Annotated in this window: 14 protein-coding genes and 1 riboswitch; of the genes, 5 read left to right on the forward strand and 9 right to left on the reverse strand. The window is 72.8% G+C overall.

Annotation, left to right across the window (positions count from 1 at the left end):
• Positions 1-58 precede the first annotated feature (58 nt).
• The gene (locus tag ABT127_RS10970) at positions 59-469 is read left to right on the forward strand and encodes a hypothetical protein (RefSeq protein ID WP_351446989.1); all 411 of its coding nucleotides are present in this window, start codon (positions 59-61) and stop codon (positions 467-469) included.
• Here ABT127_RS10970 and ABT127_RS10975 read toward each other — a convergent pair.
• From ABT127_RS10975 to ABT127_RS10985, 3 genes are read right to left on the reverse strand one after another with little or no spacing between them, the layout of a single operon-like run.
• A complete protein-coding gene (locus ABT127_RS10975; RefSeq protein WP_351446991.1) occupies positions 444-1055 on the reverse strand; it encodes a class I SAM-dependent methyltransferase in 612 nt (203 codons plus the stop codon). The two genes, ABT127_RS10970 and ABT127_RS10975, sit on opposite strands and share 26 nt — an antisense overlap.
• Before the next feature lie 8 nt (positions 1056-1063).
• Entirely contained in the window at positions 1064-1687 is a 624-nt protein-coding gene (locus ABT127_RS10980; RefSeq protein WP_351446993.1) for a GNAT family N-acetyltransferase, read from the reverse strand.
• Between the two features lie 54 nt (positions 1688-1741).
• Positions 1742-2032, reverse strand: a complete 291-nt coding sequence (locus ABT127_RS10985) for a cupin domain-containing protein (RefSeq protein WP_351446996.1) — start codon at positions 2030-2032, stop codon at positions 1742-1744.
• Positions 2033-2183: 151 nt separating this feature from the next.
• Here ABT127_RS10985 and ABT127_RS10990 point away from each other — a divergent pair, with 151 nt between their 5' ends.
• Positions 2184-3728, forward strand: coding sequence for an FMN-binding glutamate synthase family protein (locus ABT127_RS10990; RefSeq protein WP_351446999.1), 1545 nt, complete (start codon positions 2184-2186; stop codon positions 3726-3728).
• A 61-nt stretch (positions 3729-3789) separates the two neighbouring features.
• On the opposite strand, the gene ABT127_RS10995 is transcribed toward ABT127_RS10990, so the two are convergent.
• From ABT127_RS10995 to ABT127_RS11010, 4 genes are all read right to left on the reverse strand, one after another.
• Positions 3790-5403, reverse strand: coding sequence for a Na+/H+ antiporter (locus tag ABT127_RS10995; RefSeq protein ID WP_351447002.1), 1614 nt, complete (start codon positions 5401-5403; stop codon positions 3790-3792).
• A 102-nt stretch (positions 5404-5505) separates the two neighbouring features.
• Entirely contained in the window at positions 5506-5949 is a 444-nt protein-coding gene (locus ABT127_RS11000; RefSeq protein ID WP_351447004.1) for a hypothetical protein, read from the reverse strand.
• Positions 5946-6635 carry an RNA polymerase sigma factor gene (locus ABT127_RS11005; RefSeq protein ID WP_351447007.1) on the reverse strand — a complete coding sequence of 230 codons (690 nt, stop codon included), beginning with the start codon at positions 6633-6635 and terminating at the stop codon, positions 5946-5948. The genes ABT127_RS11000 and ABT127_RS11005 overlap by 4 nt, the downstream gene beginning before the upstream one ends.
• 18 nt (positions 6636-6653) lie before the next feature.
• Complete coding sequence (locus tag ABT127_RS11010) at positions 6654-7052, reverse strand: LAETG motif-containing sortase-dependent surface protein (RefSeq protein ID WP_502971677.1); 399 nt, start codon at positions 7050-7052, stop codon at positions 6654-6656.
• Positions 7053-7268: 216 nt separating this feature from the next.
• A riboswitch (cobalamin riboswitch) is annotated at positions 7269-7494 on the forward strand.
• A gap of 164 nt (positions 7495-7658) precedes the next feature.
• On the opposite strand from ABT127_RS11010, the gene metE reads away from it, so the two are divergent.
• A complete protein-coding gene (gene metE, locus ABT127_RS11015; RefSeq protein ID WP_351447010.1) occupies positions 7659-9977 on the forward strand; it encodes a 5-methyltetrahydropteroyltriglutamate--homocysteine S-methyltransferase in 2319 nt (772 codons plus the stop codon).
• Between the two features lie 249 nt (positions 9978-10226).
• Positions 10227-10688, forward strand: a complete 462-nt coding sequence (gene nrdR / locus ABT127_RS11020; RefSeq protein WP_111661253.1) for a transcriptional regulator NrdR — start codon at positions 10227-10229, stop codon at positions 10686-10688.
• Positions 10689-10790: 102 nt separating this feature from the next.
• Here the strand turns inward: nrdR and cobF are convergent, their stop codons facing one another.
• The gene (gene cobF / locus ABT127_RS11025) at positions 10791-11666 is read right to left on the reverse strand and encodes a precorrin-6A synthase (deacetylating) (protein WP_351447013.1); all 876 of its coding nucleotides are present in this window, start codon (positions 11664-11666) and stop codon (positions 10791-10793) included.
• Positions 11667-11970: 304 nt separating this feature from the next.
• On the opposite strand from cobF, the gene ABT127_RS11030 reads away from it, so the two are divergent.
• On the forward strand, positions 11971-12585 hold the full coding sequence (locus ABT127_RS11030) for a histidine phosphatase family protein (protein WP_351447016.1): 615 nt from the start codon (positions 11971-11973) through the stop codon (positions 12583-12585).
• A 93-nt stretch (positions 12586-12678) separates the two neighbouring features.
• On the opposite strand, the gene ABT127_RS11035 is transcribed toward ABT127_RS11030, so the two are convergent.
• Positions 12679-13434, reverse strand: coding sequence for a CbtA family protein (locus ABT127_RS11035; RefSeq protein ID WP_351447019.1), 756 nt, complete (start codon positions 13432-13434; stop codon positions 12679-12681).
• Positions 13435-13459: the final 25 nt, after the last annotated feature.

Genomic DNA, 13459 nt, shown 5'->3' on the forward strand with positions numbered 1-13459 from the left:
CCCGACGTCATGCGTTCCGACCGGCACAGCACGGCCCGGCCACGTCCAGGAGGCGTCCATGCCCACCCAAGCCGAACCCGTTTCACCCGTCGTGCTGTACGTGTGCGCCGACCGGTCCCCGGCCGGGCCGGGGGCGGCCGCGCAGTGCGCGCGGACCGAGGGCCAGGCGTTCGCCGAGGAGCGCGGACTGACGATCGCCGAGGTCGTCACCGATACGTACGGTGAGCCCGATCCGGCCCGGCGGACCGGATGGCGCCGGGTGCGTCAGCTGGTGCGGACGGGCCGTGTCGCCGAGGTCCTCGTGCGCTGGCCCTGCGCCATCGCGCCGGAGTCCGCGCACGAGCTGCGGCACCGCGAGACGGCCTGGCTGCAGGACCACGGTGTGCGGCTCCGGTACACGTGGGCGCCGCTGTCGGCCCGGAGCGACGAGGTCTGCCGGCCGCTCAGGGAGTCGAGCGGTGGACGCTGACGGCGTAGCCACCGCCGTCATAGGGGGCTGCGTCCCAGGTCGCGAAGCGGTCGACGAGGGCGAGTCCGGCCGCGGCGCAGCAGGCGTCGTACTCCGCCAGCGTGAGGCCGGGCGGCACGGGCAGATGGGCCGCGTCCAGGCCGAAGCCCGCGACGAGGAGGCCGCCCGGGCGCAGGGCCGCGGCGAGGCGGGCGACCACCGTGGATTCCGTGCCGGGGGTGAGCAGCGGCATGACGTTGCCCGCGGCGACCACGAGGTCGAAGTCGGCGTCGATCCCGAGCTGGGCCGGGTCGAACGCGGCGAGGTCGGTCCGGAACCAGGGCAGTCGGGGCGCCTGTGCCCGCGCCACGTCCAGCATCGACGCGTCCAGGTCGATGCCCGTGCAGTCGTAGCCCAGTTCGGCCAGCCGGATCATGACCCGCCCGGTGCCGCAGCCGGCGTCCAGCACGCGCGCCCCGGCGGGCACGAGCGCCGCGCAGAACGAGGCCTCGCCGTGCATGTCCTGCCCGCTGCGGGCGAGTGCCTCGAAGCGGGCGGCGTACTCGCTGCCGGACGTGCCACCGGTCAGATCCTGCCAACGACTCATGAGATCGACTATAGGTCGCCGACCGTGCGGGCCGGCCGCCACATGGTGGTGACGACGTGGCCGGTGGCGATGGTGATCGTGTCGCGCGGGACGAAGCCGGCACCGCGGTAGCGGTCGATGTTCGCGGGGTTGGACGACTCGAGGTAGGCGGGCGCGCCGAGGGCGTCGATGCGGGCCAGGCTCTCGGCGAGCAGTCCCATGCCCAGGCCCTTGCCGCGGTGCTCGTCGTGGACCCCGAGCAGGGTGAGGAAGAAGCAGGGTTCAGTGGGGTGGGCGGCGTCCAACTGGCCGTAGATCGCCAGGATGTCCCGGGCCGCGTCGGCGCCGGCGGCACGGGTCAGCAGGTCCGGCAGGCCGGCTTCCTCCTCGGGGGTGAGCTCGGTGCCGCCCGGCGGGATCCAGACGGCCGCGGCCTCCGCACCCGGGGTCACCAGGGTCCAGGGATAGCGCAGCGCGGAAGTGACGTACCGGCGCCACATGACCGCCGCCTGCGCGGCGCGCCGCCGCTCGTCGGGGAAGGCCGGGCCCCACAGCGGGTCGTGGAAGAAGGCGCTGGTCAGAGTGGAGACGATGGCGTCCGCGTCCGCCGGGGTGGCGGTACGGGCGGCGACGGACGGAGGAACGCGGGTCATTCACCCACGATATCCGTCCCCGCCTGTGCTTTTCACGACGGATTTCGTCGTCTTCTACGGCTTCTTCAGCTCGATCTCGACGAACGAGTGCGGGGAACCGCCGACGTTGACGACCTCGTGCTCGGTACCGGCCGTGCGGGCGTAGGACTCACCGGCCTTCATCGGGGACGGCGTGACCGTGCCGTCGGCGCCGATCACCTCGGTCCGTCCGTCGGTGACGGGCACGACGACGTAGTCGTACGCGTGGACGTGGCGGCCGGTGCTCTGCCCGTCCTCGAAGTCCCAGCGGGTGACGCGGACGCGGTCGTCCTCGTGCTGCACGGTCGCGCGGGCGGTGGTGGTCATGGTGGTTCTCCTTGCTCGGATCGGGCATACGTGCACCCGGGACGGCAGGCTAGCCCCTGGCCTGCCCGTCCGGGGACGCTCCCTCTACCATCGGGCCTGCTCGGGCGTCTGCCGGCGCCGAATGTCGAGCAGTCGAGGAGAGGAACGTTTCATGCGTGCTCGGAACATAGGTGCGGCCGCCGCGACAGTGCTGGCCGTGGTGGCCGCCCGCGACCTCGTACAGAAGAAGCACGCACTGCTGAGAAACTTCCCCGTGGTCGGCCACGCCCGGTATCTGCTGGAGACGATCGGACCGGAGCTGCGGCAGTACGTCGTGACCTCCAACGACGAGGAGCGGCCGTTCAGCCGCGACCAGCGCAGCTGGATCTACGCGTCGGCGAAGGAGGAGAACAACTACTTCGGGTTCGGCACCGACAACGACGTCGAGCACATCCAGGGCCACGCGTACGTGAAGCAGCGCACGTTCGCCGGGCCGCTGCCCGATCTGCACGACCCGCAGGCGCCGCTGCCCTCGGCCAAGGTGCTGGGCGGGCCGCGCGGGCGGGCCAAGGCGTTCCGCCCGGCAAGCATCGTGAACATCTCGGCGATGAGCTTCGGTTCCCTGTCGGGCGCCGCCGTCACCGCGCTCAACAAGGGCGCGGCGCTGGCCGGATCGATGCACAACACGGGCGAGGGCGGCCTGTCGCCGTACCACCGCAACGGCGGCGACCTGGTGCTCCAGATCGGTACGTCGTACTTCGGCTGCCGCGACGAGGACGGCGCCTTCAGCCTCGACAAGCTCAAGGCGGTCGTCGCCGGCGCTCCCGTCAAGGCGATCGAGATCAAGCTCTCGCAGGGCGCCAAGCCGGGGCTCGGCGGGATGCTGCCGGGTCCGAAGGTGACCGACGAGATCGCCGAGATCCGCGGCATCCCCGCGGGCAAGGACTGCGCGTCGCCCTCGCGGCACACGGCGTTCCACGACGTTGACTCGATGCTCGACTTCGTGGAACTGCTCGCCGCCGAGACCGGTCTGCCGGTCGGGATCAAGAGCGCCGTGGGCGAGATGAGCTTCTGGGAGGAACTGGCAACCCTGATGGCGCGGGGCGACCGCGGGGTCGACTTCGTGACCGTCGACGGCGGCGAGGGCGGCACCGGCGCCGCTCCCCTGATCTTCAGCGACTCGGTGTCCCTGCCGTTCCGGATGGGCTTCTCGCGCGTCTACAGCGCGTTCGCCGAGCGGGGCCTGACCGATGAACTCACCTTCATCGGCTCGGGCAAGCTGGGCCTGCCCGAGAACGCCGCCGTCGCCTTCGCGCTCGGCGTCGACATGATCAACGTGGCCCGGGAGGCGATGCTGTCCATCGGCTGCATCCAGGCGCAGAAGTGCCACACCGACAAGTGCCCCACCGGCATCGCCACCCAGTCGCCGTGGCTGGTGCGCGGTGTCGACGCGCCGTCGAAGGCCAACCGGGCCGCCATGTATCTGCGGACCCTGCGCAGGGAGTTGCTGAAGGTGTCCGGAGCGGTCGGTGTCGCCCACCCGTCACTCATCACGCCCGCCGACATCGACATCATGAACGGCGACTACGAGGCCCGTACCCTCGCGAGCGTCTACGGCTACAAGGAGGGCTGGGGAGAACTCTCCCCGCACCTCGCCCGGGAGATCACCGAGCTGCTCACCGGCGAGCCGCCCGCGCTCCCCGGCACGACCGGCTGACGGAACGACGGGACGACGGGACGACGGGACGACGGACACCGGGCAGCGCCCGGGCGGACGCTCACTCGCGTACGGGGACATGCCCCAACAGGTGCAGTTCCTCGGTGTCCAGCCGGCCCTGGAGCCGGCGCAGCACCGTGTCGTCGATGTCGCCGGTGTCCCGCAGCCGGACGATCACGGCCCGGCGCTCGGCGAGGAGGGCGAGGCTGAGGGCCGTGTGGTCGTCGGTGAGGCGCCGCGGGTGGAGGGCGCGTTCCTCCGCGTCGTCCGGGATCGTGGCGCAGCGCTGGGCGACCGTGTCCGCCTGCAACCGGTGGGAGCGCTCGATCGCCTCGCGGATGGCGGGCGCCGTCTCCAGGCGGCCGGCCAGATCGGGCAGCAGGGCGAGCGCGGACTCCAGGGCCGCCGACTCGGCGAGCCATTCCTCCCGGGCGACGGATCCGTCCCGCGGGATCCGCGCCCAGCGCACCACCCCCGGCAGGATCAGCGCCTGAGCCATCGTCACGACGATCACCACACCGGTGACGAAGACCATGAGCTGCCGGGACGGGAAGACCTCGCCGTTGTCCAGGTGGGAGGGGACACCGAGCACCGCGGCGAGCGAGATCGCCCCGCGGAACCCGGACAGGGCGCTCACGGTCAGCCGGCGGCCGGAGTACGTCGTGCCGGAGGCGCGGGCGCTGTTCCTGCGGGCGATCCGGAAGAAGGCGGCGACACCGAAGTAGTAGGCGAAGCGCACGGCGACGAGGGTGCCGGCCACGGCGAGCCCGGTGCCGAGGGCGCGGGGGATCTCGTCGTCGCCCATCGTGCGGACCGAGAAGTCGAGTTCGACGCCGATGAGGACGAACAGGGAGCCGTTGAGGAGGTAGGTGGCGACCTGCCAGAAGTTCTGCGCCTGGACCCGGACCTCGGCCCGTACGGTGCGCGGCCCGCTCTGGCTGAGCATGAGCCCGCACACCACGACGGCGACCACGCCCGAGGCGTCGATCCGCTCGGCGACGAGATAGCCGGAGAACGGGGCGAGCAGCAACAGCACCTGCCCGCGCAGCGCGTCGGCCTGCGCCATCCGGGCGCGGAACCACTGCACGACCGTACCGGTGACCAGGCCGATCAGCGCGCCGCCGCCGTAGCCGAGGACGAACAGCCAGCCGACGTGCGGGGCGGTGACGTCCTCCGTGCCGACGGTGACGCCGACGGCGATGCCGTAGACGACCAGCGCCGTGCCGTCGTTGAGCAGGCTCTCGGCGCGCAGCAGGGTGATGTCTCTGCGCGGCAGGAGCCGGGCCACGACGTTGACGGCGGTCGCGTCGGTGGGCGCGACCGCCGCGCCCAGCACCCAGGCGGGCCCCCAGTCGATGCCGAGGGCGTGCGCGACGCAGGCGACCGCCGCCGCCGAGGCGATGACCAGCACGGTGGCGGCGAGCGCGACGTCGGTGAGGTGGCGGCGGATCTCGCGCAGCGAGGTGTTGAGGCTCTCCCAGGCCAGCAGCGCGGGCAGGAACAGCAGCAGCACCACCTCGGAGGGCAGTTCCACCTTCCGCAGCGCGGGGATCAGGCCGATGAGCACGCCCATGACCATGAGCACCACCGGCGGGGCGATGCGCAGCCGGTCGCCGAGCGCGGAGCCGACGAGCACGGCGATCCCCAACAGCACGACAAGCTCCAGACCGAGCACGCGTTCCTCCCTCAGGCACTGCGCTGACACTGTGGTGCCCCAACTGTGCCGTGTGCCTGGACGGAAGCCCGCCTCGGTGTGCGGGTGTCGGCCGGTCCGGGGTCAGCCGGGTGGGCTCGGGGTCGCCGTGGGGCCGGTGGTGCCGGTGCGGTCGGGCCCGGTCGGGGGCGCCGATGCCGACGGGGACGGCACGGCGGTCTCCGGTGTCCGGGACGGGCCCGGCGTGGAGCCGCGGTCCGGGACGGCGGGCGCCGAGGGGGCCGCGGGCGGTACGGGGGTGCGGTGCGGTTCCGCGTCCGGGGCCAGGGTCAGGTAGCCGGCGACGAGGGCCGCGGCGGTGGCGAGACCGGCGAGCACCGGCGCGAACCGGCGCCGGTCGCGGTGGAACAGGGGCAGTCGGCGCAGGTGCGGTCCGGGCGGCTCGGCCGGGCGCAGCGTGCGTACGGTGATGCTGTCGGCGCGGGCCGCGAGCGCGTCGTGCAGCCGTCGCTCCAGCGGGCGCTCCGGGCTGCCGGCCGGTTCGGTCCGTGGTGTTCGCGGTGTCATATCCGGCCCTCCAGGATCTTTTCGAGTGCGTCGAGCGCGCGGCTGGCGTTCGATTTCACCGCGCCCCTACTGATGCCGAGGGTGGCGGCTATCTCAGCCTCGCTGAGGTCCGCCCAGTAGCGCAGGACGAGGACTTCGCGACGGCGCGGTGTCAGCCGGGCGAGCGCGGCGAGCACTTCGCGGTGCGCCTCGTCGAGGACGACGGAGTCCTCGGCGGACGGGGTCTCTCCGGCCGGTGGCGGTGTCCACGCGCGGGCGGTGCGGCGGCGGCGCAGGACCGACCGGGCGGTGTTGACGACCGAGGTCCGCAGATAGCCGAGGGCGTTGTCGACCTCCGTGATCCGCTCCCCGTGGCGTCGGTAGAGGGCGGTGAACGCGTCCTGGACGACGTCCTCCGCGGTGGCCGGGTCGTCCACGAGCAGCACCGCGAGCCGGACCATGCGCAGCCGGTGCGCGTGGTACAGCTCGCTGACCGTGGGTGGCCGGTCCGGCCGGGGGTAGGGGTGCGTGCCGCCGTACCCGGAGGGGTGGCGCGGTGTGTCCTGGCCGGGTGCCGCCTCGAGCGTGGACCGGTCGCGGCGCAGCAGCCCGCGCAGCGACGCCCGCCATCCGGGGCGGGTCCGGCCGTACGACGGCGTGAACGGCCGCGGCCGCGGGGCGAGCTGAGTGGCTGCGGGGCTGTGCACGGGGTTCCTCGGGCGGTGTCAGCGGTGCGAGCGGCGGCGTACGGCGAAGAGGGCTCCCGCCCCACCGGCGACCAGGACGACGGCCCCGGCGCCCATGACGGTGGTGCTGGTGTTCGACGAACCAGTATGGGCCAGCTCGTCCTTGGAGGGGACGGGCGAGGGCGCCACGGTGCCGTCGGCGGACGGCGCTGCGGACGGCTCAGCGGACGGCTCAGCGGACGGTACGGCGGACGGCTCTGCGGACGGCGGAACCGTCGTGGCCGGTGTCGGAGCGCTGGTGGCGGGCACCGGGCTGGCGACGCTCGTGGGGCTGGCCGACGGGTGTGCCGGTGCGGCCTGGGCGGCGGGGATCGCGGCGAGGGCGGCCAGCAGGCCGGTGGCGACGACGGCGCCGCGGACGGGGACGAGGTGGTTCACGGTCGTACTCCAGGGTCGGGGTGAAGGACACCGGTCGGCGCCCTTCACCCCCACACGACGCGCGACCCCGCGCCGGGTTGCCGTGGTCGCACGGATTTCTTCGCCGGGTTCCACGGGCGTTCCGCACGACGGCCGCCGCGACGCCGTGCACGGCTGTGTGTTCTCTCCCCGCGCTGCGCGGCCGGTCCCCCTGGCGACCCGGGTCCGGTGGCCCGTAGGGTGAGTCCCGCAGCTGGTTCGCCCCGTCCGCCAGGCGGGATGCGTCGCAAGAGGGAACCCGGTGGGAATCCGGGACTGCCCCGCAGCGGTGAGTGGGAACGACCGCCGTCATACGCACTGGGCCTCGGCAAAGAGGCTTGGGAAGCGACGGCCAGTAGGTGTCCGTCCGGTCCGGACGGACGTGCTCACGAGTCCGAAGACCTGCCACCTGCCCGTGTGCGTACGACGCGTGCGCGGACATCCCGGTGACCTCGTGGGCGGGTCGGCGTACATATCCGGCGGACGACCGCGCCTTCACCGCGTGACGTCGAACCGCCGTGTGTGTCACTCCTTCGTGCCGTACGGGTCCCCGGGATCCCAGGGATACGTCTCTCGAAGGAGAACTCCGTGACCACCAGGACCCCAGCCGCGGCAGCACGGGCCACCGTGTACGGCTACCCCCGTCAGGGCCGCGACCGCGAGCTCAAGAAGGCCGTCGAGGGCTACTGGAAGGGCCGCGTCACCGCCGACGCCCTCCGGGCCACCGCCGCCGAGCTGCGCCGGGCCAACTGGCGGGAACTCGCCGCCGCCGGGATCACCGAAGTCCCGACCGGCGACTTCTCGTACTACGACCACGTCCTCGACACCACCGTCATGGTCGGCGCCGTCCCCGAGCGCCACCGCGCCGCGGTGGAAGCCGACGCCCTGGACGGCTGTTTCGCGATGGCGCGCGGCACCCAGGACGTGGCGCCGCTGGAGATGACCAAGTGGTTCGACACCAACTACCACTATCTGGTACCCGAGTTGGGACCGGACACGGTCTTCACCGCCGACTCCGCCAAGCAGGTCGCCGAGTTCGAGGAGGCCGTGGCCCTCGGGCTGACCGCCCGTCCGGTCCTGGTCGGCCCGGTCACCTATCTCCTGCTCGCCAAGCCCGCGCCCGGCGTCGCCGCCGGCTTCGATCCGCTCACCCTCCTCGACCGGCTGCTGCCCGTGTACGCGGCAGTCCTCGCCGACCTGCGCGCCGCCGGCGCCGCATGGGTGCAGCTCGACGAGCCTGCCCTGGTCCAGGACCGCACCCCGGCCGAGCTGAACGCCGCCGCCCGCGCCTACCGCGACCTCGGCGCTCGCACCGACCGGCCCAAGCTCCTCGTCGCCTCCTACTTCGACCGGCTCGGTGACGCCCTGCCGGTTCTCGCCAAGGCCCCCGTCGACGGCCTCGCCCTCGACTTCACCGGCGCCGCGGCCGCCAACCTCGACGCGCTCGCCGCCGCCGGCGGACTGCCCGGCAAGCGGCTGGTCGCGGGCGTCGTCGACGGCCGCAACATCTGGGTCGACGACCTGGAGAAGTCCCTCGCCACGCTCGGCACTCTGCTGGGCCTCGCCGAGCGAGTCGACGTCGCCGCCTCCTGCTCGCTGTTGCACGTCCCGCTGGACGCCGCCCTGGAGCGCGACATCGACCCGCAGATCCTGCGCTGGCTCGCCTTCGCCCGCCAGAAGACCGCCGAGATCGCCACGCTCGCCAAGGGCCTCGCCCACGGCACCGACACGATCACCGCCGAACTCGCCGTCAACCGCGCGGCGCTCTCCTCCCGCGCCACCTCGCCCATCACCCGCGACCCGGCGGTGCGGGCCCGCGCGGCCGCGGTCACCGACGCCGATGCCCGGCGCTCGCAGCCGTACTCCGCGCGGGCCGCTGCCCAGCGCGCCCACCTGGGCCTGCCGCTGCTGCCGACGACCACGATCGGCTCGTTCCCGCAGACGTCCGAACTGCGCACCGCGCGCGCCGACTTGAGGGCCGGTCGGATCGGCACCGCGGGCTACGAGGAGCGCGTCAGGACCGAGATCCGGGACGTCATCTCCTTCCAGGAGAAGACCGGGATCGACGTCCTGGTGCACGGCGAACCCGAACGCAACGACATGGTCCAGTACTTCGCCGAACAGCTCACCGGCTACCTCGCGACCCAGCACGGCTGGGTCCAGTCCTACGGCACCCGCTACGTCCGCCCGCCGGTCCTGGCCGGTGACATCTCCCGTCCCGAACCGATGACGGTGCGCTGGACGGCGTACGCGCAGTCGCTGTCGGACCGCCCGGTCAAGGGCATGCTGACCGGCCCCGTCACCATGCTCGCCTGGTCCTTCGTCCGCGACGACCAGCCGCTCGGCGACACCGCCCGCCAGGTCGCCCTCGCCCTGCGCGACGAGGTCAACGACCTGGAGGCGAACGGCACTTCGGTCATCCAGGTCGACGAACCCGCGCTGCGCGAGACCCTCCCCCTGCGCGCCGCGGACCGCGCCGCGTATCTCGCCTGGGCGACCGAGGCGTTCCGGCTCACCACGGCCGGTGTGCGGCCGGACACCCAGATCCACACGCACATGTGTTACGCGGAGTTCGGTGACATCGTGCAGGCGATCGACGACCTGGACGCCGACGTGATCAGTCTGGAGGCGGCGCGCTCACACATGCAGGTCGCCCGCGAGCTGGCCGAGCACGGCTATCCGCGCGAGGCCGGTCCGGGGGTCTACGACATCCACTCGCCCCGCGTCCCGAGCGCGGACGAGGCCGCCGCACTGCTGCGTACGGGCCTCAAGGCCATCCCCGCCGAGCGGCTGTGGGTCAATCCCGACTGCGGCCTGAAGACCCGCGGCTGGCCCGAGACCCGCGCTTCCCTGGAGAACCTGGTGGCCGCCGCGCGGACCGTCCGCGGGGAGCTCGGTTCGGCCTGATCCGCCCATGACGCCGGGCCGCCGCCAACAGGGCGGCCCGGCTTCACATCTGACGATTCACACGGCTTTGCGCGGGTGCCGCACTCCCCGAAATGCACGTGAGCCGGGACTTCCGCCCCGACTGCGGGCGAACTTGGTCGAGTTCGGGAAAAGGCGCAGGTCAGTTACGTTACGATGGGCGTCGCTCCACGGTCGGCCGGACACCGGACAACCACCCACCGTCCGAGGCAATCCGAAAGGACACGAACGGTGTACTGCCCCTTCTGCAGGCTCCCCGACAGCCGCGTCATCGACAGCCGGTCGACCGATGACGGCACATCGATCCGCCGACGTCGGCAGTGCGCCCACTGCCAGCGCCGCTTCACCACGCTGGAGACGTACTCCCTCCTCGTGGTCAAGCGCAGCGGTGTGACCGAGCCGTTCAGCCGTACAAAGATCGTCAGCAGCGTTCGCAAGGCGTGTCAGGGCCGTCCCATCACGGAGGACATGCTCGACCGGCTCGGCCAGCAGGTGGAGGAGAACCTGCGGGCCGCCGGCAGCGCGCAGCTGAGCACCCACGACGTGGGCCTTGCCGTGCTCGAACCGCTCAGTGAGCTGGACCCGGTGGCCTACATGCGTTTCGCGTCCGTCTACCGCGCCTTCGAATCCCTCACGGACTTCGAGAACGCCATCGCGGAGCTGCGGGCGAAGTGCGGCCAGGCCGTGGACTGATCAGGACGGACAGGACGGTCAGGACGGATCAGTCTCGTCCAGGGCATCGTGAAGTCCGCGGAGGCCGGCGCCGGAGCATTCCGGCGCCGGCCTCCGTGCGTGTCAGAGGTGACCGGCGGTGTCGGTGGTGTCGGTGGTGTCGGTGGTGTCGGGCGTGGACGGCTGCGGGGCCGGCGCGTCGACGTTCCGCAGCAGATAGGTGTCCATGATCCAGCCGTGCCGCGCCCGCGCCTCGGACCGCACCTGCCGGATGCGGTCGCGGACCTCGTCCAGGGGCCCGGCGATCAGCAGTTCGTCCGGGGTTCCCAGGTAGGCACCCCAGTAGATCCACAGGCCCGCGCCCTCGACCTGGGTGAACGACTCGCCGCCGTCGAGCATGACGACGATGTCCCCGTCGTCGTGCCGGCCGACCTCGGGCAGGCGGCGGGCCGGGGTGATGTGCACGGGGCGGCCGACCTGGTTGAGCGGGATGCGGTGGCGCGCGGCGAGCGTGGACACGCTGGTGATGCCGGGGACCACCTCGACGACCGCGGAGACCCGGCCGCGGGTCTCGATGTCGGAGAGGATGCCCAGGGTGCTGTCGTAGAGCGACGGGTCGCCCCACACGAGGAACGCACCCGTCTGCCCCGGCTCCAGCTCGTCCAGCATCAGCCGCTCGAAGAGGTCCCCGCGCCGGGCCCGCCAGTCCTCGATGGTGGACGTGTAGGCGGAGCGGTCCATGGGGCGGCGGTTCCGGCTCGGGTCCTCGACCTCCACCACCCGGTACGGGGCCTCGGCGTGCTCCTCCAGCATCTGGTGGCGCAGGTCCGTGAGCGCGGACTTGTCGGCCCCCTTGCCGACGACGAAGAAGACGTCGGCGCGCCGGATCGCCTTCACGGCCTGGAGGGTGAGGTGGTCCGGGTCACCGGCACCGATCCCGATGACGAGGATCGTGCGCTCTTCGGTGCTCTGCGTGCCCTGCGTGTTCTGCGTGCCCATGACCACAGTCTCGCAGTTCGCGGCGCGCGGGCCCCGTGCGGGCCCCTGGTCCGCGGCCCCCGCGACGCCGGGCCGCGGCGCCGGGATCCGTACAGGTCACGGCGGCGAGATCGGCCCGACCCGGGAAGAGGCGAATGCTAGGTTCGGCAGGGCCGCTCGGCGCCCGGCGCGCCCTCTCCGTAAGGGGCCGTCCCCTACGAGCCGTACGAGCCGTTCCGTACGCGCACGAGCTCACCCGGGGCGCGCCCGGCGATGCCCCGCGCCCAGCGATGCCTCCCAGGACTCCGGAAAGAAGGAACGCGCCATGACCCGCCGCGTCTGGTTCGTCTCGCCCGCGCTGAACGCCTCGCTGCGCCAGGCCCGGTTCGACGACGGGGCCGCGCTGGACGCCGCCGGCCGCGCGGCCGCACGCGCCGCGGCCCCGGCCCTGCCGACGCCCGCGCTCGCCGTCGCCTCCGGGAGCCGGCGCTGCCGGGAGACCGCCGGGCTGCTGGGGCTCGGCGCGGCCGTCGAGCCGGAGGCGCTGGCCGCTCCGGACACCGGGAGCTGGCGCGGCCGGACCCTGACCGAGGTGATGGAGACATCGCCGCAGGAGGTGGGCCGCTGGCTCGGGGATCCGGAGTTCCGGGCCGGGGGCGGGGAGTCGGTCGCCGATGTGTGTGCGCGGGTGTCGCGGTGGCTGGACACGCTCGGCGACCGGACGGGGGTGCCCGACGGCGGGCTCGTCATCGGTGTCGTGGAGCCCGAGCTGGCGCGTGCCGCCGTGGTGCACGCGCTGGGGGCGCCCCTGTCGGCCTTCTGGCGCTGCGACGTGGCGCCGCTGACCGTGACCGAGCTGAGCGGCCGCGACGGCCGCTGGAACCTGCGCTCGGGCCGGCCTCTCGCCGCGGAAGACTCCCAGGAGCCGCCGTCGCGGTAGCGGCCCGGCATCCGGGCCGACGAGAGAGGGCCCGCGGACGGATCCGCGGGCCCTCTCTCGTCCGGCTCGGTCGCGCTTGCTCGACCGGTCGGTTCAGTTCGCTGCCGGGACCGCCTGACGGGCCGCGGCGGGCTTGGGGTTGAGCAGACGCTCGGCCAGCTCTCCGAAGAGCAGCCCGAATCCGGTCCACAGCGTGATCTGGATGGCGAGCGCCGAGAGCCGGAAGCGCCAGAGCACGGCGGCCGGGAAGTGTTCGGGCACCTCGTTGATCACGGGCAGGAACTGGAAGGCCAGGCCGACGACCACGGCGAAGGCGAGAACGGCGACGACGGTCGCCCACCAGGTGCCGAGACGCGGCGCGAGCCGCTTGCCGAGCAGGGTGGCCGCGACCGCGAGGAGGACGCTGAGCACCATCATCAGGAAGTACAGGGTGGTCCGCTTGCCGATGGTGTCGGCGTTGCCGACGGCGGGCGGATTGGCGGGGTACTTCAGGAACGGGACGACGTACACGGCCAGCAGCGCGCAGCCCGACAGCAGCAGGGCCGTCGCACGCGGGCCGAAGCGGCCGACCCGGCCGAGCGCGAAGCAGTAGGCGAGTGCGGCGATGCCGCCGAAGGCGACGCCGTAGACGAGGACGCCGGTGGCCAGTCCGGCCGTGGACTGCAGGCCGCGGGAGACGAGTTCGACCTCGTCGCCGTGGGAGTGACCGGCGTGGCCCTCCTCGAAGCCGATGGCCTTCTCGACCAGCGGCTCACCGAGCCAGTAGGAGATGAGGAGGGCGAGCACGCCGGCCGCGAGACCGGCGAGCATCCCCCGAACGAGCAGATTGCGTACGGTGGTTGAGTTCATGGGAGTGCGACGTTCCTCCGCCTTC

It is taken from the genome of Streptomyces sp. NPDC001904, assembly GCF_040297005.1.
Classification (GTDB): domain Bacteria; phylum Actinomycetota; class Actinomycetes; order Streptomycetales; family Streptomycetaceae; genus Streptomyces.

Bases quoted from the DNA above. Each gene is read 5' to 3' on its own strand.
- ABT127_RS11000 (WP_351447004.1), bottom strand. From the start codon at position 5,949: ATGACACCGCGAACACCACGGACCGAACCGGCCGGCAGCCCGGAGCGC.
- ABT127_RS10970 (WP_351446989.1), top strand. From the start codon at position 59: ATGCCCACCCAAGCCGAACCCGTTTCACCCGTCGTGCTGTACGTGTGC.
- ABT127_RS11035 (WP_351447019.1), bottom strand. From the start codon at position 13,434: ATGAACTCAACCACCGTACGCAATCTGCTCGTTCGGGGGATGCTCGCC.
- ABT127_RS11030 (WP_351447016.1), top strand. From the start codon at position 11,971: ATGACCCGCCGCGTCTGGTTCGTCTCGCCCGCGCTGAACGCCTCGCTG.
- ABT127_RS10975 (WP_351446991.1), bottom strand. From the start codon at position 1,055: ATGAGTCGTTGGCAGGATCTGACCGGTGGCACGTCCGGCAGCGAGTAC.
- ABT127_RS10990 (WP_351446999.1), top strand. From the start codon at position 2,184: ATGCGTGCTCGGAACATAGGTGCGGCCGCCGCGACAGTGCTGGCCGTG.
- ABT127_RS10980 (WP_351446993.1), bottom strand. From the start codon at position 1,687: ATGACCCGCGTTCCTCCGTCCGTCGCCGCCCGTACCGCCACCCCGGCG.
- cobF (WP_351447013.1), bottom strand. From the start codon at position 11,666: ATGGGCACGCAGAACACGCAGGGCACGCAGAGCACCGAAGAGCGCACG.
- ABT127_RS10985 (WP_351446996.1), bottom strand. From the start codon at position 2,032: ATGACCACCACCGCCCGCGCGACCGTGCAGCACGAGGACGACCGCGTC.